The 20,314-nt window shown below is 36.3% G+C and carries 22 protein-coding genes; 19 read left to right on the top strand and 3 right to left on the bottom strand.

Annotated features, from left to right (window positions below; translation table 11 throughout):
- Positions 1-150: 150 nt before the first annotated feature.
- The 8 genes from ON15_RS00325 to ON15_RS00290 all read left to right on the top strand — a co-directional run bounded on the left by ON15_RS00325 (position 151) and on the right by ON15_RS00290 (position 8,054).
- Entirely contained in the window at positions 151-1,521 is a 1,371-nt protein-coding gene (locus ON15_RS00325) for an MFS transporter (RefSeq protein WP_010579469.1), read from the top strand.
- 62 nt (positions 1,522-1,583) lie between these two features.
- Entirely contained in the window at positions 1,584-2,930 is a 1,347-nt protein-coding gene (locus ON15_RS00320; RefSeq protein WP_010579468.1) for a threonine/serine exporter family protein, read from the top strand.
- 232 nt (positions 2,931-3,162) lie between these two features.
- Complete coding sequence (locus tag ON15_RS00315) at positions 3,163-4,128, top strand: LCP family glycopolymer transferase (RefSeq protein WP_010579467.1); 966 nt, start codon at positions 3,163-3,165, stop codon at positions 4,126-4,128.
- A 23-nt stretch (positions 4,129-4,151) separates the two neighbouring features.
- A complete protein-coding gene (locus tag ON15_RS00310; RefSeq protein ID WP_010579466.1) occupies positions 4,152-4,919 on the top strand; it encodes a YveK family protein in 768 nt (255 codons plus the stop codon).
- Positions 4,920-4,982: 63 nt separating this feature from the next.
- A complete protein-coding gene (locus ON15_RS00305) occupies positions 4,983-5,696 on the top strand; it encodes a CpsD/CapB family tyrosine-protein kinase (RefSeq protein ID WP_050999182.1) in 714 nt (237 codons plus the stop codon).
- Positions 5,638-6,456: a tyrosine-protein phosphatase gene (locus ON15_RS00300; RefSeq protein ID WP_010579464.1), complete on the top strand. Its 819-nt coding sequence runs from the start codon at positions 5,638-5,640 to the stop codon at positions 6,454-6,456. Before ON15_RS00305 ends, ON15_RS00300 begins: the two co-directional genes overlap by 59 nt.
- Positions 6,457-6,535: 79 nt before the next feature.
- Positions 6,536-6,949: a GtrA family protein gene (locus ON15_RS00295; protein ID WP_010579463.1), complete on the top strand. Its 414-nt coding sequence runs from the start codon at positions 6,536-6,538 to the stop codon at positions 6,947-6,949.
- 85 nt (positions 6,950-7,034) lie between these two features.
- Positions 7,035-8,054, top strand: coding sequence for a glycosyltransferase family 2 protein (locus tag ON15_RS00290; RefSeq protein ID WP_010579462.1), 1,020 nt, complete (start codon positions 7,035-7,037; stop codon positions 8,052-8,054).
- A gap of 86 nt (positions 8,055-8,140) precedes the next feature.
- Here ON15_RS00290 and ON15_RS00285 read toward each other — a convergent pair whose 3' ends face one another.
- Both ON15_RS00285 and ON15_RS00280 read right to left on the bottom strand, forming a co-directional pair.
- Positions 8,141-8,371, bottom strand: a complete 231-nt coding sequence (locus ON15_RS00285; protein WP_010579461.1) for a DUF2922 domain-containing protein — start codon at positions 8,369-8,371, stop codon at positions 8,141-8,143.
- 22 nt (positions 8,372-8,393) lie between these two features.
- Positions 8,394-8,594: a DUF1659 domain-containing protein gene (locus ON15_RS00280; RefSeq protein ID WP_010579460.1), complete on the bottom strand. Its 201-nt coding sequence runs from the start codon at positions 8,592-8,594 to the stop codon at positions 8,394-8,396.
- A 157-nt stretch (positions 8,595-8,751) separates the two neighbouring features.
- Between ON15_RS00280 and ON15_RS00275 the strand changes: the two genes are divergently transcribed.
- Entirely contained in the window at positions 8,752-9,252 is a 501-nt protein-coding gene (locus tag ON15_RS00275) for a GNAT family N-acetyltransferase (protein ID WP_010579459.1), read from the top strand.
- A 50-nt stretch (positions 9,253-9,302) separates the two neighbouring features.
- Here ON15_RS00275 and ON15_RS00270 read toward each other — a convergent pair whose 3' ends face one another.
- Positions 9,303-9,668 (bottom strand): DUF1304 domain-containing protein, encoded by a 366-nt coding sequence (locus ON15_RS00270; RefSeq protein ID WP_010579458.1) that lies wholly within the window; start codon positions 9,666-9,668, stop codon positions 9,303-9,305.
- A 327-nt stretch (positions 9,669-9,995) separates the two neighbouring features.
- Here ON15_RS00270 and ON15_RS00265 point away from each other — a divergent pair, with 327 nt between their 5' ends.
- The 10 genes from ON15_RS00265 to ON15_RS00215 all read left to right on the top strand — a co-directional run.
- The gene (locus ON15_RS00265) at positions 9,996-11,411 is read left to right on the top strand and encodes an amino acid permease (RefSeq protein ID WP_010579457.1); all 1,416 of its coding nucleotides are present in this window, start codon (positions 9,996-9,998) and stop codon (positions 11,409-11,411) included.
- Positions 11,412-11,557: 146 nt separating this feature from the next.
- Positions 11,558-12,925 (top strand): cytosine permease, encoded by a 1,368-nt coding sequence (locus tag ON15_RS00255; protein WP_010579456.1) that lies wholly within the window; start codon positions 11,558-11,560, stop codon positions 12,923-12,925.
- Complete coding sequence (gene codA, locus ON15_RS00250; RefSeq protein WP_010579455.1) at positions 12,919-14,157, top strand: cytosine deaminase; 1,239 nt, start codon at positions 12,919-12,921, stop codon at positions 14,155-14,157. The genes ON15_RS00255 and codA overlap by 7 nt, the downstream gene beginning before the upstream one ends.
- 83 nt (positions 14,158-14,240) lie before the next feature.
- Entirely contained in the window at positions 14,241-15,269 is a 1,029-nt protein-coding gene (locus ON15_RS00245; protein ID WP_010579454.1) for a zinc-binding alcohol dehydrogenase family protein, read from the top strand.
- Positions 15,270-15,296: 27 nt separating this feature from the next.
- Positions 15,297-15,794, top strand: coding sequence for a GNAT family N-acetyltransferase (locus ON15_RS00240; RefSeq protein ID WP_010579453.1), 498 nt, complete (start codon positions 15,297-15,299; stop codon positions 15,792-15,794).
- Positions 15,795-15,810: 16 nt separating this feature from the next.
- Entirely contained in the window at positions 15,811-16,746 is a 936-nt protein-coding gene (locus tag ON15_RS00235) for an NAD(P)-dependent oxidoreductase (RefSeq protein WP_010579452.1), read from the top strand.
- 28 nt (positions 16,747-16,774) lie between these two features.
- Positions 16,775-17,077 carry a MazG-like family protein gene (locus tag ON15_RS00230; protein ID WP_010579451.1) on the top strand — a complete coding sequence of 101 codons (303 nt, stop codon included), beginning with the start codon at positions 16,775-16,777 and terminating at the stop codon, positions 17,075-17,077.
- 331 nt (positions 17,078-17,408) lie between these two features.
- On the top strand, positions 17,409-17,978 hold the full coding sequence (locus tag ON15_RS00225) for an ECF-type riboflavin transporter substrate-binding protein (protein ID WP_040524576.1): 570 nt from the start codon (positions 17,409-17,411) through the stop codon (positions 17,976-17,978).
- A gap of 3 nt (positions 17,979-17,981) precedes the next feature.
- Positions 17,982-19,694: an ABC transporter ATP-binding protein gene (locus tag ON15_RS00220; protein WP_010579449.1), complete on the top strand. Its 1,713-nt coding sequence runs from the start codon at positions 17,982-17,984 to the stop codon at positions 19,692-19,694.
- Positions 19,687-20,314 (top strand): energy-coupling factor transporter transmembrane component T family protein (locus tag ON15_RS00215; protein ID WP_010579448.1); only part of this gene is annotated, 628 nt, incomplete at its 3' end. The genes ON15_RS00220 and ON15_RS00215, both read left to right, overlap by 8 nt.

Genomic DNA, 20,314 nt, shown 5'->3' with positions numbered 1-20,314 from the left:
CGTTAATGCTGGCTAAGTTGACGTGAATTGCAATAATTACCTATACTTGATTGGAATTTTAAATAAGTTAGATTTGCTTAAAAAATAAGATCGTTTTAGAATAGTAAAAGTATGTTCTGAAATTTGGTAATTAAGGAAAGAAGGTATTGGGTGAAAAAAAGTTTTAAATTGCCAATTGCCATCTTTTCGACTGGTATTTTATCATTCGGGGGTGTAGTAATTGAAACGGCAATGAATGTAACCTTTCCCAAATTAATGAACTTGTTTAGCGTTTCGTTCGCTCAAGTCCAGTGGATCACAACTTCATATTTATTAGTTTTAACAATCATGATGCCGTTATCAGCTTTTTTAAATAAGAACTTTCAAGCTCGCAAACTTTTTGTGATCGCTGCGTTAAGTTTTTTGGCGGGCGTTAGTTTAGATGCAATGGCTCCTAGTCTGATGTGGCTGCTAGTTGGTCGTTTGCTGCAAGGCGTAGGAACGGGTATTAGCTTACCGTTGATGTTTAATATTGTTTTAGCAGAGGCACCAGCTCAAAAGCTTGGAATGCTGATGGGATTAGGAAATTTTGTGACGGCCACAGCGCCCGCAATTGGCCCGATTTATGGTGGAGTTTTAGTTGAAACAATTGGCTGGCGGTGGATTTTTATTTTGATGATTCCATTAATTTTAATTGCTTTAGCCGCTGGCAGTCAGGCGGTTCGTACCGAGAGACCATCATCTTCGACTAAGTTTGATTTTGTCGGTTGGTCATTAGCAGGAATGATTTTTACTTTTTTGATTATCGGATTTAGTTTTTTGAGTTCAAATGTTTTTATGTTTGTTTTTAGCTTAATTTTAGCCCTTGGGTCGATGGGATTAACTGCGTTTCATTATCATCACACGGCAGTGCCAGTTTTAAACTGGAAAATTTTAAAAAGCAGAACTTTTGCTCTTCATTTGAGTAGTTATTTTATTGGACAATTTACTGTTTTGGGACTGTCCTTTTTAATTCCTAACATGGTCCAAGTCTTTTTTAAGCAAACTTCTTTTCAAGCTGGTCTTACGATGGCGCCTGGAGCTCTTTTGGGAGCACTAGCAACTATCTTCGGTGGGGTGTTACTTGATCATTTGGGAGCAAAGAAACCAATTCTGTTAGGGGTTGTTTTGCAGACGTTGGCAGTTGCTATTTTTGTGATCTTTCTTAAACAGCTTAATGTTTCTTTGATTACTTTACTATTTATCCTGTTTGCTTTTGGCCAGGCTTTAAGTATGCCAAACATTATGACTAATGGTTTGCGTTATTTACCAGTTAAAGATCAGGCTGATGGTAATGCATTATTTAATACTTTTCAACAATTTGCTGGTGCCAATGGAACAGCTATTATTTCAGCAATTGTTGCAACTGATGATTCCACTAGAAAGTTTTTAGGTTTTCATTATGGCTTGGGATTTTGCGGAGGATTATTACTAATTGATTTGTTTATATTGTTGAGAGTTTTTAAAAAATCCGCTCAAAAAGCAAAAATAAATAACCATTAGAAGTCAAATGATGAGTCGTCTAAACAAAATAAAAGAGTGATTAAAAAACAGTGGAGGAAAATATGACAGTAAATTTAAAAAAACCAAGATATCGTTTGTCAAAACATCATCATATGACAATTCACTGGAAAGAATTGCTTGATAGCGAACAAGTTCCCGTTAAGGAAGCCAGCATCAAAGAAAAAGCAATGCTGGTCGGACGAATTGGAATTTTGATGTTGTCATGTGGAACTGGAGCTTGGCGAGTCCGCGAGGCGATGAACAAGGTTGCGCGATCTTTAGGCTTAACTTGTTCAGCCGATATTGGATTAATATCAATTGAATATACTTGCTTTAGTCCGGCGGGTAATTATTCGCAAACTTTATCGTTGCCCAATACTGGCGTTAATACTGATAAACTGAATTCAATGGAGCATTTCACAGATTCTTTTGCCAGTAAATGTGCTACTTTAACTGTAAAGCAAGTTCACGAAGAGATTGACCAAATTCAGCATAAGCCAAGCAACTATACTCCAGAAATTTCCGGATTTGCCGCTGCCTTAGCGTGCAGTGCCTTTGTATTTTTGCTTGGCGGAGGAATTCCGGAAATGATTTGTTCATTCTTTGGTGCAGGAATTGGCAATTGGACACGGACCAAACTAGGTAGAAAAAAGATCACTACATTGGTTGCCTTAGTTTGTGGAGTAGCGACTGCCAGCTTGGTTTATTTAATCTTTTTTCGCGTCCTAGAAAATACTTTCCAAATTTCTCCCAGACATGAAGCTGGTTATATTGGTTCAATGTTATTCGTTATTCCAGGGTTCCCTTTTATCACTAGTTTTCTTGATATTTCAAAATTGGATTTACGTTCAGGACTCGAGCGGTTGACGTATGCGCTAATGATTACCACCTTAGCATCGCTAACTGGCTGGTTAATCGCGCTAACTGTACACTTCAGACCAGAGAATTTTGTTGATTTAGGTTTAAGTCCAGTGTTACTGATGCTCTTAAGATTGCCGGCTAGTTTTTGCGGGGTTTTTGGTTTTTCAATTATGTTTAATAGTACTTATAAGATGGCAGCAACTGCTGGTTGCATTGGAGCAATTGCTAATACGTTGAGGTTAGAACTGACAGATCTGACAACTTTGCCCCCAGCAGCTGCAGCTTTCTGTGGCGCGTTGACAGCTGGCTTAATTGCTTCGGCCGTTAATCATTATAATGGCTATCCGCGAATTTCATTAACTGTTCCTTCAATTGTTATCATGGTACCCGGACTCTATATTTATCGTGCAGTTTATAATATTGGGATTAATAGCATTAGTGTTGGAGCTCTCTGGTTAACCAAAGCAATGCTGATCATTTTATTTTTGCCGCTTGGTTTATTTGTAGCACGAGTTTTAATGGATAAAGAGTGGCGGCATTTTGATTGATTTTCAAGCGGTTAAGCAAAAAATAAATGATCATTAATTTTTCGTATATTAAATGTTTTTTACAAAATACAATTTTCACTTTTATTTTTTAGTTGGAAAGTTAATAATTAATTCGAAGTGATTAAGTCAGTCAAATTTTTTGTTTAAATTTAACATGAAAATTGATATAATATTAATGTTTGTTTGATTGGAAATAATTTTCTTCAAAATTTTTTGATTTGGAGTGACTTTTTTGAATAAAAATGAAGATGTAAGACATCATCGTCATAATCATCACCGCCCTCATCGACGCAAAAATCGAATTTGGAAGTTTTTACTGGGTTTCTTAGCAATCTTTTTAGTTTTTGATGCTTTTGCAGCTTATAAATTATATCATGATGCAAAACAGGCGGCTGATACTACATATCAAAGTGTTAAACATAAAAGTCAGCGTAACGGGAATACCGTGATTAAGAATAAAAAACCTTTTTCTTTATTGATTTTGGGAACAGATACTGGTGAATATGGTAGAACCTATCGTGGACGCTCTGATACGATCATGGTAGCAGTTGTCAATCCTGATAAAAAGACAACTACTTTAGTAAGTATTCCCAGAGATACCAAAGTGGCAATTCAAGGGCATGGATTTGACAATAAAATTAATGCTGCCTATTCATATGGTGGTGTTAGTTTAGCGATGAATACTATTCAAAGTTACTTAGGTATTCCAATTGATCATTACGTTGAAATGAATATGAAAGGATTAGTTCAGCTTTCGTCAGCTGTTGGTCCAGTCAAGGTTAATAATGATTTAGACTTTACTAATTTAGGATATCATTTTAAAAAGGGTGAAGTAACAATCAATAAGGATAATATTCTTGCTTTCACGCGGATGCGTTATCAAGATCCACGAGGGGACTATGGACGGCAGTTAAGACAGCGTCAAGTGATAACGGCTTTAGTTAAAAAAGGCATGAAATTCAATAACTTGCTAAAATATCGCAGCATCTTGAATGCTGTATCGAGCAATACCAAGACTGATTTAACCTTTGCTCAAATGAAAATCCTGGCTACTGATTATCGTCAAGCCGGCAATGTGAAACAGTACCAACTACAAGGTGTTGGCAAACAAATTGGTGGCGTTGATTATGAAGTTGTCCCGCAGGCTAATTTAAATAAGATAACCAATGTTTTAAAAACAGCTTTGGAAATTAAATAGTAATGTAATTAAGGAGCAGATTAATGAGTGAAGAAACAAACAATGAGACAGTTATCGATTTAAGACAACTTGTCAGTTTAATATGGGAAAATATTTGGGGAATTATTGCCTGGGGAGTTATTGGAATTTTAATAGCGTTGGGTATTTCATTTATTTTTATGACTCCTAAATACAGTGCTACAATTGATTTGCTAGTAAATCAAAAAGTTGACAACAGCGCCTTGCAGTACAATGCTCAGCAAGCTGATCTGCAAGCAATCAATACTTATAAAGATGTTTTGACTAAGCCAGTAATTTTATCTCCTGTTTTAAAACAGATTAAACAACAGGATAACTATGCTGGGAGTTTAGCTGATTTAGAGAGTTCAGTTTCGATTTCTAATGAAACTAATTCGCAGGTAGTTAGTGTAACGGTCACCGATACCAATGCTTATACAGCTGCAGATATTGCAAACACGATTGGCAAAGTTTTTAGCAGTAAGATCAAGAAAATGATGAAGGTTAATAATGTTACGGTCGTTACCAAAGCCAAAGCTGATACCAACCCGGTTTCACCTAAAATCAAATTGAATATTTTGATTGGTTTTGTTATTGGTGTTTTGATTGGAATTGCGTTGATCGTTGTTCGTGATTTGCTAGATACTTCTGTTCGGGATGAAAAATTCTTAACTGATGATTTAGGATTGACAAGTTTAGGATTTGTCAGTCACATGAGTCATAGTACCAGTCGACATGCAGTTAGTGTGGTCATTTCACAACAAGCGGAATCTAGAAGACGTCGGCGCGTTTAGGAGGATAGTTATGCTTAATATTTTTAATCTTGGTAAAAAAAGGCACCACTTTCAACTGATTCAATGGAAAATGGTGTTCATATGATTACAGCTGCTTCTCCAAACTCAGTAATTTCTGAGCAATTTAAAACATTGAGAACAAATATTCAATTTTCAAATGCTGATTCTAGCTATCGGACTTTGATGCTGACATCATCCATTGCTTCTGAAGGTAAATCAACCATTGCAGCTAATCTCGCTGTTACTTTTGCTAATCAGGGATTACATACACTTTTGGTTGATGCTGATATGCGTCGCCCAACAATCAATGCAACCTTTAGTATTTCTAATCCAAAAGGGTTAACTAATTTTTTAACTGATCGTGACTTTGATGTTAACGAAGCAATTTATGCAACTTCCGTCGATAATTTATTTGTCATGCCAAGTGGACCGGTTCCACCTAATCCCGCAGAGTTATTAAGCTCTCATCGCATGGATAGCTTAATCAAAGCTTTATCTGAGCAGCTTGATTTGGTAATTTATGATGCACCGCCTGTGTTATCAGTAACCGATGCTCAAATTTTGGGAACAAAGGTTGATGGTACGATTTTAGTTGTCCGGAAAAATGTTGCTGAAAAAGAAGCTGTTAGGCGTTCGGTTAGCGCACTTAATCAAGTTAAAGCTAAAATCATTGGCACTGTTTTAAATGATGTTGAAAATGCTGGTGGAGGAGGCTATTATGGCTACTATGGTTACGGATACTATGGAAAAACTGACAAAAAACGGCAAGCTCGTTGATTTGCATTGTCATCTTTTACCGGGAATAGATGATGGATCACCTGATTTAGATCATTCATTGAAATTAGCTGAGATGGCCGTTTCAGAAGGGATTACACATATTTTAGCAACTCCTCATCATTTAGATGGTGATTATGTCAATCACAAGGCTGATGTATTTCAAGCAGTTGAAGAATTTCAACAGGAACTTGATCAACATCAAATCCCTTTGCAAATTTTTCCTGGACAAGAGGTCCATATTAATGGTGATCTGACTGAGAAGTATGATGATTTATTGGGAATTGATGAGCAAAAGAATTATATGTTGATCGAATTTCCGCATGGTAGCGTTCCTGAATATGCCAAGCGTTTATTTTTTGAAATTCGTAAATTAGGAACAACTCCGGTAATTGTCCATCCAGAACGTAATCATGGTATTCAAGAAAATTTGAATCTTCTGTATGATTTTATTAGTGAGGGTGCCTTAGCACAATTGACTGCAACTAGTTATATTGGTGGCTTTGGGCAGCATGTTCAGGAAATTTCTGAAAAATTAGTTGATCATCGGTTAGTTCAGATTTTTGCTTCTGATGCCCATGCGTTAAAGGGAAGACAGTTTGCCTTACGAGAAGCAATGATCAAGTTGCGTGATCAGCATGGACAAAATGCGGTTGATGAATATGAACAAAATGCTGAGAACCTTTTGAATGGTGATCCAGTGTTAGCTCGTGGGTATTCAAAAATTGAAAACAAAGGGAAGAAACGTTTCTGGTTTTTCTAAAAGAAGTGACTGTGTCAAATTTTGGGGCAGTCACTTTTCTAATGAAAAATTTTTAAATCAAAAATGGTAGGAGATCTCAATGAAAAAGGCTGGAATTTTCAAAACGACGGGCTTTAAATTTATTTTGGTAGGAATTGTTAATACTTTGTTTGGCACGGCAATTATGTTTCTTTGCTATGATTTGTTTAGACTGTCATATTGGTGGTCTTCAGCTGCAAATTATTTTTTTGGAAGTATTTTAAGCTTTATTTTAAATAAATATTTTACTTTTCAAAATCATGCTCATGAATGGCAACAAATATTAAAGTTTACGGTCAATATTTTGCTTTGCTACTTAATCGCTTATGGTTTAGCAAAACCTTTAATTAGAAATTGGCTAAGTATGGACAGTCAATTTATTCAAGACAATGTCGCTTTATTGTTGGGGGCAGTTTTGTTCACCGTAATAAATTATTTTGGTCAACGGTTTTGGGTTTTTAATTCGCAAAAATAGCTTGGCTAAAAGTCTAATTTTCTTTATAATTATTAAAGGATTAGTTTTAAATTTTGAAAGTGGTACGGAGAGGAAGTTTTTTTGTTTGGAAAAGATTTTGAGCATTGTAGTCCCTTGTTATAACTCAGCAGACTATCTAGAGAGATGTGTTAACTCTTTACTTCTTGGTGGTGATGAGGTTGAAATTATTTTAGTTGATGATGGCTCAACCGACCAAACACCTGAGCAAGCAGATTACTATCAGAGAGAATTTGCTGATAAAGTTTCCACTATTCATCAAGTGAATGGTGGACATGGAGCAGCTATTAATTCGGGCCTTGCAGTTGCAACTGGCAAGTTTTTCAAGGTTGTCGATAGTGATGACTGGCTTGATGCTGCTGCTTATCATCAAATGCTGAAATTTTTAAAATCAAGTTCGCAAAAAAATGAGTTGCCGGACTTAATGATTAGCAACTTTATCTATGATAAACTTGGCGTTCAACATAAAAAAGCTATGGAATATACTTCATTTTTACCCCAGAAACAATTATTTGGTTGGGATGAGGTTAAGTTTCCGGTTGGAAAGTATCTGATCATGCATTCGTTAATCTACCGCACCCAGCTTTTAAAAGAAGAAGCACATCTAAGACTTCCAGCCCATATGTTTTATGAAGATAATTTATATGCTTTTGAACCACTTCCGTTTGTAAAAAAGCTATGTTATTTAGATCTTGATTTGTATCATTATTTTATTGGTCGTGAAGATCAATCAGTTAATGAAAAGGTAATGTTAAAAAGGATTGATCAACAGTTGTGGATCAATCGTGAAATGGTTAAATATTATCTTGAAGAGGTTGATAGCCAACAGCAAGTTTCAAATTATATGAAAAGATACCTTGAAATTATAACCACAATTTCATCAATCCTCCTAATTAAAGATGGAACTTCGCAAAGTTTGCGTAAGAAAGATGAACTATGGGAATATATTGCTGATCAAGATCTAGAGCTATATCATCAGCTAAGACGGAGTTTACTTGGAATTGGAGTCAATTTGCCAGGGAAGCTTGGTCGAAAGACAGCTGTTGGTGCTTATCAAATTGCTAGAAAAATGTACGGTTTTAATTAATGATACCTTTTTTATACCAAAAGAACTGGGAAAAGTACCTTTTCCCAGTTCTTTATTAAGAAAAATAATCGGTTTTAAGTTTAGAATTATTCGGCTTCAGTGATAATCGGCGTTTCAACTGTTTCAACGTATTTAGCTGAAATTGGTTTGACATACATTAGCTGACCATCTTTATCGATGAACAGATTTAGAGCAGCTAAATCATTCATCGCTTTTGCGACAGTTGCTTGATCAAGAGTTTCATTAGCATAAGTCAAACGAAAAGTGTTCTTATTTTTACCGGTTTGGTCGGAAAATACCAGATTAAGTTGTTTCATAACTTACCCCCCTTTGATGGTTTTATTTTGAAATGCTGGAAACTATTGTCAGATTGATTGCTTCAGTTGACAAACCTGTCAGGATTGCTAAAATATCACCAAAACTAGCAATATTTTCAGCTGTGGCATCTGAACGAAGGTTATTAAATGTCCGTTTAAGCTTGTTGCCGTCTTGACTAGTAGTTGTTGTTGTTAAACTTGATTTGACCCAAGTAGTACTCATTTAAATTCCTCCTTTTTGGTAATCTCAGCGCTAGATTACATTAGCATTAACGGATTAATGCTGGAAGTTTGTCAAAAATGGAAATTGGTTTGATTGAGGTCAAAAAAATTATGAGTTTAACTAGTTAATTTTTTAATTAGTGAGGAGTAGATAGAATTTGAATGTTACTTTTGAAATTGCTCGCCTGGTTGACTTACCAATCATTGTCGCTATCTATAATCAAGCGGTTAATACAAGAGAATCAACAGCTGATTTAAATCCTTTGACGGTTAATCAGAAGCAATCATGGTTTTTAAATCATGACGTGGACAAAAACCGACCACTTTGGGTAATAAAGAATTTAAATCAGCAAATTATTGGCTGGATGAGTTTAAGCGATTTTTATGGTCGGCCGGCTTATCTACATACAACCGAGGTGAGTTTGTACCTTGATCAGACTTACCAAGGTCAAGGGGTGGGGAAACAAGCTTTGAGCTTTTTGGAAACGCAGGTTAAACGGTATCAAATTGAAACAGTGCTAGCTTTTATTTTTGGTCATAATTTGGCTAGTCAGCATTTGTTTGTTGATTTTGGCTACCAGAAGTGGGCTCATTTACCAGCAGTCGCTGTTTTGGATGGTATTCAGCGCGACTTAAATATTTTTGGAAAAAAGTATTGAGTCTAATAAAAAGACTGAGATTATTTTAAATCTCAGTCTTTTTATTAGACTCAGCTTAGTAATAGCAACGTTGCAATTAAAGCCGGGAATCCCTGAACAAACAAGATTTTAAAATTTTTTGCAGTTACACTGCCCCAGATGGCAGCAACAACGACAAAGCCTGTAAATAACAAGCAAACAATTGCTTGACTATTAGTCGGCAAAAAATAACGTGCAATTAGTAAACCCACACCAATGAAACCATTATAGAGACCTTGATTACTCATTGCTACTCGAGCAGCCGGCTGTTTTAGGTAGTCTAACTCAAGATCAAACGCTTTGGCTAATTGTTGGTTACTTCCCCAAATTTCCATTAACATAATTAACAAAGCCTCAATAGCAACTAATAATATAAAAATATCGGTGATGATTCTCAAATTAAGTAACTCCTTTTTAGATGTATTTAAAATTATTAAACCAGATAACAGTCTTTAAATCAATGTTGAAATAATTTCATTTAAAAGAATAAAAAAATAATTCCATTAATTTAAAAATGAGATATTTTTAAATAATCAAAAGAATCTAGCAAAATATAAGTTGATATAAAAAATGAAACCGGTTATTTTCTTTTAAAGCACATGAATAACTAAAAATGTAAACTAAATATGTTACTTTTTGTGACATAAAACTGTCTTAATGATTTGACTTGATTAAAATTCAATTATAGAATGTGACTCATAGTTGATGAAAGGTGATGGTTTTTCATGAGTGGACTTTTTCGAAAAAAAGATGTCAATGATCTTTTAGCGGAGGCGACCCCATTAACACGGACGCTTAAGACTATGGATCTAACGTTTTTAGGAATAGGTGCCATTATTGGAACAGGTATTTTTGTTTTAACAGGTAAAGGTGCTTTAACGGCTGGTCCTGCATTATCAGTTTCATTTCTTTTAGCTGCGGTTTGTTGTGGTTTTACTGGTCTTTGTTACGCTGAATTTGCTTCAATGGCTCCCGTAGCTGGTTCTGCATATACTTATTCTTATTTAGCTTTTGGTGAAATTATTGCTTTTATAATTGGTTGGGATTTAATTTTGGAATATGCCTTAGGAGCCGCAACAGTTTCTGTTGGCTGGTCGGGGTATTTCCTGAACCTACTATCCGAAATGGGAATTCATATTCCGACAGTTTTAACTGCCGCTGCAGGAACAACTCCTGGAGTAACAACTTACTTTAACCTACCGGCATTTTTGATTGTGCTAGTGATTACGTGGATTATTTCAGTAGGTATCAATCAGACAAAACGGGTTAATGATACAATGGTTATTATCAAATTAGCAGTTATTGTTCTTTTCATTATTTGTACCGTTTGGTTTGTCAAACCTCATAATTGGGTGCCATTTTCACCATATGGCTTTTATAGTTATCATGCTGGTGCTAAAGCCGGGATTTTACCAGCTGCCTCAATTGTGTTCTTCTCATTCATTGGTTTTGATTCGGTTGCTTCAAGTGCTGAAGAAACAATCAATCCAAGTAAGACTTTACCACGTGGAATCTTATTATCCTTGTTGATTTCAACTGTTTTATACATTGCCATGACTTTGATCATGACGGGTGTTGTTAAGTATACGGTCTTTACCAAATATTTAAATGCCCCAATTCTCGCGGTATTGCATCAAACAGGTCAGAGTTGGTTAGCGTTAATTGTAAGTATCGGTGCGATTTTAGGGATGACAACAGTGATTTTGGTGCAATTATATGGACAGTCAAGAATTTGTTATTCAATGTCACGTGATGGATTATTTCCAAAGTTTTTTGGTGATGTTAGTCCAAAATATAAAACTCCCTTTAAAGGTACTTGGTTCTTTGGCATTTTAACAGCGATTGCTGGCGGTTTTATCAACCTAAACATTTTATCTGAACTGGTTAATATTGGGACTTTAACAGCTTTTGTTTTAGTTTCTGCCGGAATCATGTGGATGCGCAAGAGTCATCCTGAAATTCATCGTGGTTTTCGTGCACCAGGCGTTCCTTTCACACCAATTATCGCAGTCATTTTCTGTATTACTTTGATTATTGGCTTGAATTGGGAAACATGGTTAAGATTTATCGTCTGGTTCGCAATCGGGATGGTCTTATACTTTGTTTATGGTCGCAAGCATTCAATTTTAAATGCAAAATAAAGATATTTTTTTAAGCTCTGAAACGGCTGTTGCTTGATGGCAGCCGTTTTTACTTGCAAAAATTTGCTATCTATTTGTTTCAAAAACAAGTAAAATAATTCTATTACAAGTAAAATAATTCTATTAATATAAAGGAGCTGAGACAAATGGACAACCAACAAAAAGGAAGCTTTCATATTCCTTTAGCAAAGAGGCACTCTAATGCTTGGGATATGTTTGCTACCTGGGTCGGAGCTAATGCTAATAATGGCACATGGTATATTGGCGGTGTAATGGCTGCCTGTGGTTTTCTCTTGGCCTTAAAAATCTTATTTTTTTCTTCAGCACTTGCTTATCTTTGTTTGTCTTTAATTGGTTATATTGGTTTTAGAACTGGTATCTCAACGATGGGAATTGCTCGTGGTTCTTTCGGCATTCGCGGAAGTATTCTACCTTCTTTGATCAATGTTACTCAATTTATTGGCTGGACAGCGGTGAATACATTTATTGCAGCAATGTCGGTTAGCTACTTGCTGCATGATCTTTTAGGCTGGCCAGTTTATGGCAAAATAGGTGGACTTAAGGGAATGATTTTCGGAATTATTGTAATGAGCATCTTACATATTATCAGCATTTCCAGTGGTTCACGTTCAATCCAGTTGATTGAAAGAATTGGAATTATTTTAGTAATAATTTTTGTTCTCTGGGAAACAGTTGTTGTCTTTCGCGTTGTTTCTCTTAGTCAAATTATAGATTGGAATGTTCCAGCTAAGTTTAAATTAGCTCCAGGAACGGCAGTTGATACAGTTGCGGCTTTTAATTTGGCTTGGGTAACTGCCGGGGCTGATTTTACGCGCTTTGATCGAAAAGCTACGTCGGCAACAATCATGCCTTTTTTAGGAGCATTAGTTGGGGTAATGTGGTTTGCCTTTATTGGCCTAGTTGCAACTATTAGCATTGCAATTTCATCAGGAATTTATGATCCAAATAATTCTGATCCAAGTTCGATTGCTAGTCGACTTGGTTTAGGAATCTTAGCTCTTTTGGTCATTATTTTAACGAGTATGACAGCTAATGCCGTCAATTTAATGGCTGCCGGTTCAGCTTTAACGAATATATTACCTAAATTGAAACTGAAATATTCATTATGGATTGTCGCTCTCTTAGCAACTTTAGTAACTTTTATTCCAATGATTTTTGGCAGCTTTTTAGATGCTTTTACAGCATTTTTGGATTATGTTGGCATGGTTTTGGGACCAATTATTAGTATTATGATCGTTGATTATTTCATTTGTGCCAAAATGAAGTATAATTTGGCTGAGCTGACTCAGAAAAATGGAATTTATTGGTATAATCATGGCATTCATTGGACAGCAATTATTACGTGGTTAATTGGTGCTATTGGATTTTTCTTACTTCAAAAAATTTATTTTTTCCAAGAAACATTTGGTGCAACATATATTGATATGTTATTGAGCGGTTTAATTTACTGGTTTTTAACTAGTTTTTTCGAAAGGAAGCAGACTAAATGCTGATAAAAGATGTTCATATTGATAACCAAAAACAATTACAGGATGTGCGAATTACTGCTGGAAAATTTTCAGAAATCGGAACTAACTTAACTGCCAAACAGTCTGAGCAAGTGATCGATGGTCAACAAAAATTATTATTGCCACCCTTTATTGATTCACATATTCATTTGGATGCCACGCTGACTGCTGGTCAACCGGAATGGAATGAAACTGGTACTTTGTTTGATGGCATTCGAATTTGGTCAGAACGAAAAAAGAATCTGTCAATTGCTGATGTTAAACAGCGGGCAAAGAAAACGATTATGAAGCAAGTCAAGTATGGGATTCAGTTTGTCCGCAGTCATGTTGATATAACAGATCCAAACTTAATTGCTTTACAAGCTTTATTAGAACTTAAAGCTGAATTAAAAGACTTTGTGGAGCTACAATTAGTTGCTTTTCCACAAGAAGGTATTTTGTCATTTCCTCATGGCAAAGAATTATTGAAACAGGCACTTAAAGAAGGTGCTGATGTAGTCGGTGGTATTCCTCATTATGAATTCAATCAATTTTATGGTACAGATTCCTTAAAGTACTTGATTGGGTTAGCGGAAAAATATAATGTTTTAGTTGATGTACACTGTGATGAAATTGATGATCCAGCAAGCCGAAATCTTGAAATATTGGCAACACTAGCTTATGAAACAGGCTTGAAAACAAAAGTTACTGCCAGTCATACAACGGCGATGGGGTCGTATAATGATGCTTATACTTATAAATTATTCCGTCTTTTAAAAATGTCCGCAATCAATTTTGTCTCCAACCCGCTAGTAAATATTCATTTGGGTGGCCGTTTTGATACTTACCCTAAACGGCGCGGATTAACGCGAATCAAAGAATTATCAGCGGCCGGGATTAATGTTTCCTTTGGCGAGGACGATGTTCAAGATCCTTGGAATCCATTAGGAAATGGTAATATGCTTGATCCAGTTCAAATGGGGGTTTATGCAGGGCAGCTGATGGGGTATCGACAGTTGCAGGATGCTTATAAATATGTCACTTATAATGCTGCTAAAACTTTACAAGTTAGTGATGATTACGGAATCGAAGTCGGCAAAGCTGGTAATTGTATTTTGTTGAATGGGACTGATTTTTATCAAGTTTTAAATCAGCATGCTGAGGTTTTATATAATATTCACCAAGGTAAAATTTTAGCTAAGACAACGCCGGCTAGCAGCCAATTATTTTTCGACTAAGCAATCAAGACAGAAAATTTGTTTTGGTTAATGGTAAAGTGTAACAATAGCATAGAAGAAAAAATTAACGGGATGTGATTTAAATGGTTGAAAAAATGAAGGCAGTTGGTTTTCAGACGGCTTTACCAATTAGTGATCCAAAAAGTTTATTTGATTTTGAAACAACCAAGCCACAAGCGACGGGCCATGATTTATTAATTAAAATTCAGGCAATTTCAGTTAATCCAATTGATACAGCAATTCGTCGTTCAACATCAGGCAAGTTAAGGGAGCCCAAAATTTTAGGTTGGGATGCTTTAGGCATGGTCGAAGCTGTTGGTCGGCAAGTCAGCTTATTTAAACCGGGTGATCAAGTTTTTTATGCTGGTGATGTTAGACGAGCCGGCTCAAATGCTGAGTACCAATTAGTGGACGAACGAATCGTTGGGCCTGCACCTCAAAAATTAACAATCGCCCAAGCTGCTGCGATGCCTTTGACTGCATTGACAGCTTGGGAATCATTGTTTGAAAAATTGCAGTTGAATTTAACTGCGTCATCAAAAAATGCTCGCCAAACTTTGTTGATTATTAATGGTGCTGGTGGTGTAGGATCAATTGCGATTCAGTTAGCAAAATTGGCTGGTTTAAGAGTGATTGCAACTGCCTCTCGTCCAGCAACGATTGCTTGGGTCAAGGATTTAGGGGCTGACGCGGTTTTAAATCATCGTCAACCGTTAATACCACAGTTACGAAAGAGTGGTGCTCAATATGTTGACTTGATCCTGGGCTTAAATGATCTTGATGGTCATTGGGCTGAAATGGCTGAAATGATCAAACCAAATGGGCACATTGTCTCAATAACTGCTAACCATCAGCCATTGGATTTGAGCTTGATCAAAGCTAAAAGTGCAACTTTTTCATGGGAATGGATGTATACCAAGTCATATTATCAGTTACCGACGATGATTACCCAGCATCAGATTTTGGAAAAAGTTTCGCAGCTGTTGGATGAAGGAGCTTTACGTTCAACTTTAAGGGAAACCATGCAACAAATTAATGCGGCAACTTTAAGGAAGGCGCATCAGCAAATCGAGACTAATCATTCAATTGGGAAACTTGTGATTACTGCATAATAAACGGTATTACTGAGGGGAAAATGAGTGCAGAAAATTGAAATTCATTCAGTTAAAATGGTTGACTTAGCAGCTATCATGAAAATTGAAAATAGTGGCTTTTCTGCTGCAGAGGCCGCCAGTACTCAAGCAATGGCGGAAAGAATTAAAATAATTCCAGAGACATTTTTAGGTGCATATTCGGGAGAAAAGCTGTTAGGCTATTTAGTTGGTCCAGCCATTCAACAACGTTATTTGAGTGATAAGTTATATGAGCGGGTAACTGTTAATTTACCAGCCGCTCAAGCACCGTACCAAGCCATTTTAAGTTTAGCAGTTGCACCGGCTTTTCAAAATCGAGGGATCGGCAGTCTGCTGTTAAGAACTTTGGCACAGCAAGCAAAAGTGCAGTGCCGAAGAGGTCTTACTTTAACTTGTTTAACAAAATTGGTTAGTTTTTATCAGAAAAATGATTTTATTGATGAAGGTAGATCGAGTTCAAAACATGCTGGTGAACAATGGCATAACATGTTTTTAACTTTATGAAAGGAAGTATCAGCTGATGATCCAAGTATTATTATTAGTCCAACCCAAAAAGCGGCAGCTTGAAAAGTTAACTAAAATTTTCCCACAAGTTGTTTTCACAACTGATCCTTCAAGTGCATCCACTGCGGAAATTGTTTTGGGGTGGCGTGCTGAATTAAAAGAGGTTTTTTTACAAAACTCTAATTTAAAATGGGTCCAGGCTCAGTCAGCAGGGGTTGATTATCTACCATTAAAAGAATTTGCCAACAAGAAAATTTTATTGACCAACGCTTCAGGGCTGCACAGCCGTTATATTGCTGAAACAGTTACCGGTTACATTCTGCTTGAAAATCGCGGATTACGAAAGATCATTCAACATCCGGGCGAATGGTTTGAGCCTGAAGTTTTGGAAAGTCGTGAACAAACCGCTTTAATTTTTGGAACTGGTAAAATTGGTCGCGAAATCGGTCGTTACTGTCGCTTTTTGGGAATGCAGGTTTGGGGTGTCAATCGTCACGGAATGGATGACTCGTTGAGTGATGTATTTGATCATGTCATAACGCTGGCTGATTATCAAAAGCTGTCGAAGCAATTAGAAATTAATTTTTTAATTTCGGTTCTACCAGGAACGAAAGCAACAGCGGGCTTTTTTGACCAAAAAATGTTGCAGCAGTGTCAACCAGGTTATACCTTAATTAATGTTGGTCGTGGCAGTGCTGTTAAAGAAAGGGATTTATTGAATTTATTAAAAATTGACTATCTTCGCAGTGCGTATCTTGATGTTTTCGAACATGAGCCTTTATCAAAAGATAGTATTCTTTGGCATCATCCACGGGTCTTTGCAACACCGCATATTTCAGGTTTGTTGCCACATTTTCGCCAGGAGTTATTCCCATTATTCAGCGATAATTTGAATCGGTATTTAACGAATCGGTCATTACGGAACTTGGTTGATTTAAGTGCGGGGTATTAGTTGTTTTATAGAAAGGATCTGATGATCGATGATTGATCAGCAATTACAAGCTAAAATTATCGCTGTTGCTAAACAAGAGCCTAAAACTATCGAGCAACAGTTTTTAAAGTTAATGGAAGAAGCAGGTGAAGCAGCTCAGGCTTATTTAGCTGCTAATCATGCTTCGGGGAACGATTATAAAAATCTTGATTTAGTTGACACAAAAGAAGAATTGACCGACATTTTATTAGTTACAGTAGCAATGTTAGTTAAACTTGATTGTCAGCCAGAAGAGTTAGAAACACTTTTAAAGAAAAAAGTCAAAAAATGGTTAGAACATCAAGTTCACTAATTCGATCTTTTTTGTTGTCAAATTGATTTTTAAGCAAAATTGCGGTAAAATTTTGGTAAATCAGTAAAAATTGGGAAATTAGTAATTGTTCAAAAATCAGACAGAGAGCCGTGGCAGCTGAAAAACGGTTGATCAATGTTCAATGAAAATGGTTTTCTATGTAAACGGATCAAGCAATTGATCTCGGCCATTCACCGTTATCTGTCAATGAGGCCTGCTTTTTTGTAGCAGGCAAAGAATGGTGGTACCACGTGAAAACGTCCTTTCAATGCTTGAGGGGACATTTTTAATTTCCCCAAATGATTGCTTGATTAATAATTACAAGGAAAGGATGATTTATTTGAAGAAAAATTCTAATTCTTCAATTCAGTCAGTTGTAGCAACAGGAATTGGTGCAGCTATTATTTTTGTTTTAATGAAATTCGTTGCTATTCCGACTGGGATTCCTAATACCCAAGTTAACGTTGCTGAAGGCTTTTTACCTTTATTAGCAGCAATTTACGGGCCAATTGTGGCTGGTTTAGCCGTGTTTATTGGGCATGGACTGAATGATTTTGTAACATATGGATCACCTTGGTGGACCTGGGTGGTTGTTGATGGCTTAGTGGGTGCAGCTTTTGGACTTTTTAAAAATCAACTTGACATTCAAAATGGTTCATTAACGAAAGCTAAACTGATCTGGTTTAATATTTATCAAATTATCGTTAATTTAATTGGTTGGGTTTTATTAGCACCAACGGGAGATATCTTGGTTTATCATGAGCCAGCAAATAAAGTCTATCTGCAAGGGGTGACAACTTGGCTGGTAAATAGTGTGTCAGTAGCAATTATTGGGACAATTCTTTTAGTTCTCTATGCTCGAACACGCACTAAACGCGGTAGTTTAAAAAAGGAAGACTAAATTATGACTAAACCGATCATCACGTTCCAAAATTTTAATTTTCAGTATGACAGTCAAGCTGAGCCGACTCTGAAAAAGATCAACCTTGAAATTTTTCCTGGTGAAAGAGTTTTGATCGCCGGTGAATCTGGTTCGGGCAAATCAACTTTGGGACGATGTATTAATGGTTTAATTCCTGAGGCTTATCCGGGCAAGCTGAGTGGAACTTGTTTGATCAATGGTCATCACCTTCAAGACAGCTCGATTTTTGAGCTGTCTTTTGATGTTGGGACAGTTTTACAAGATCCAGACAGTCAATTTGTCGGTTTAACAGTTGTTGAAGATCTGGCTTTTTCCTTGGAAAACGATTGTTGTTCTCAGGAAAAAATGGCCAGTGCAACCCAAAAGTGGGCTGAAAGGCTGCATTTAACGGAACTTTTAAAGCATTCGCCACAGGAAATATCTGGTGGGCAAAAACAACGTGTTGCAATGGCTGGGGTTTTGATCGACGAAAGTAAAATTTTACTTTTTGATGAACCTTTAGCTAATTTAGATCCAGCAGCTGGCCGAGCTACGATGAAGTTATTAAACCATTTAGCTAAACAACAAGAATTGACAGTTATCATTATTGAACATCGAATTGAAGAAGCACTGCAAGTTGGAATCGACCGATTAGTTTTGATGAAGAATGGTCAGATAGTTGCCAATGATATTCCAGCCAAAATCTTAAAAGATAATTTATTACCTCAGCTCGGCTTACGCGAACCTTTATATTTAAGCGCAATTAAGCAGTGCGGTGTTGATTTGCAGGCTTGTCAAAATTTGCTTGATTCAAAAAAGATAACGGCTGTTGGTTTAGCAGATAAATTGCAGCAGTGGAATACGGCTACGATTTTAAATGCAAAAATTGTTAGGAAAGAGCCACTTCTGGTAATTAAACAGCTATCTTTTGGCTACCAACCAGAACTGCCAATCATCAGGCAGCTTTCATTGACGATTTACCGTGGTGAAATGATCAGTTTGGTGGGTCAAAATGGGACCGGCAAGTCGACGCTTAGTAATTTGATTACCGGTTTTTTGCAACCACAAGCTGGACAGATACTATTTGCTGGAGAAGACTTATTGAAATTGTCGGTTAAACAGCGAGCAGCTAAAATTGGATATATTTTACAAGATCCGAATCAAATGATTTCCCAAACTAAAATCTTTGATGAAGTAGCCAGTGGTTTGCGTTTGCGAAAAGTTTCAGAAGATCAGGTGAAAGATAAAGTTTATTATATTTTGCGTATTTGTGGTTTATACGAAATGCGTCATTGGCCAATTTCGGCTTTAAGTTTTGGGCAAAAAAAGCGAGTGACGATTGCAGCAATTCTAGTTTTAGAGCCGCAAATGTTGATTTTGGATGAACCGACAGCTGGTCAAGATTTAAAACATTATACAGAGATTATGACATTCTTGGAAAAACTGCAACTGCAGCAAAACTTAACGATTATTCTAATTACTCATGATATGCATTTGATGCTGGAATATACCCAACGCACATTGGTTTTAAATGCTGGTAATTTATTAGCCGATGCAACCCCAGCAGAAGTTTTAACTAATGCTCAAATCATTGAAAAAGCTTCTTTAGCGCAAACCAGTCTATATGATTTAACGCAAAGATTCAATTTGCCATCCGCTAATGAATTCATTGCTAAGTTTATTCAGACAGAAAGGCAGGAACGACAGTGTGACTAATACTTTATTTATTGGATATCTTGATCGACCAACCTTTTTGCATCGCTTAAGTGGCAGTACCAAACTAATTGGTTTTATTAGTTTTTCAATTATTGGCATGATAACTTTTGATACACGATTCTTATTGGGAATTTTAATCATGTCATTATTCTTATTTTATCAAGCTCAAATTAAGTATCGCGAGGTTGCCTTAATCATTCAAGTCATCATTGCTTTTGCTGTTTTTAATTTGTTGATGGTTTATGTTTTTAATCCTAGCTATGGAATGCAAATTTACGGTACACAACATTTGATCTTTGGTTCGTCAAAACAGTATTTTAATTTATCATGGGAAGAATTGTTTTATTTATTTAATTTACTATTAAAATACGTTTTTGCGGTGCCATTGGCATTGATTTTTTTACTAACAACTAATCCTAGTGAGTTTGCAGCTAGCTTAAATAAAATTGGCCTTTCGTATCGAATCAGCTATGCAGTTGAAATTGCTCTCCGGTACATTCCAACAGTTCAGCGTGATTATCGAACAATCAGCTTAGCCCAACAAGCTCGCGGTTATGAAATGTCTAAAAAAGCATCATTTAGGCAACGAATTAGTGGAGCAGTTCGTATTTTATTACCCT

Origin of the sequence: Liquorilactobacillus vini DSM 20605, from assembly GCF_000255495.1 — a bacterium.
Lineage (GTDB): Bacteria > Bacillota > Bacilli > Lactobacillales > Lactobacillaceae > Liquorilactobacillus > Liquorilactobacillus vini.
The sequence above is the reverse complement of the archived record's forward strand: the minus strand, read 5'-3'. Positions and strand labels throughout refer to the sequence as shown.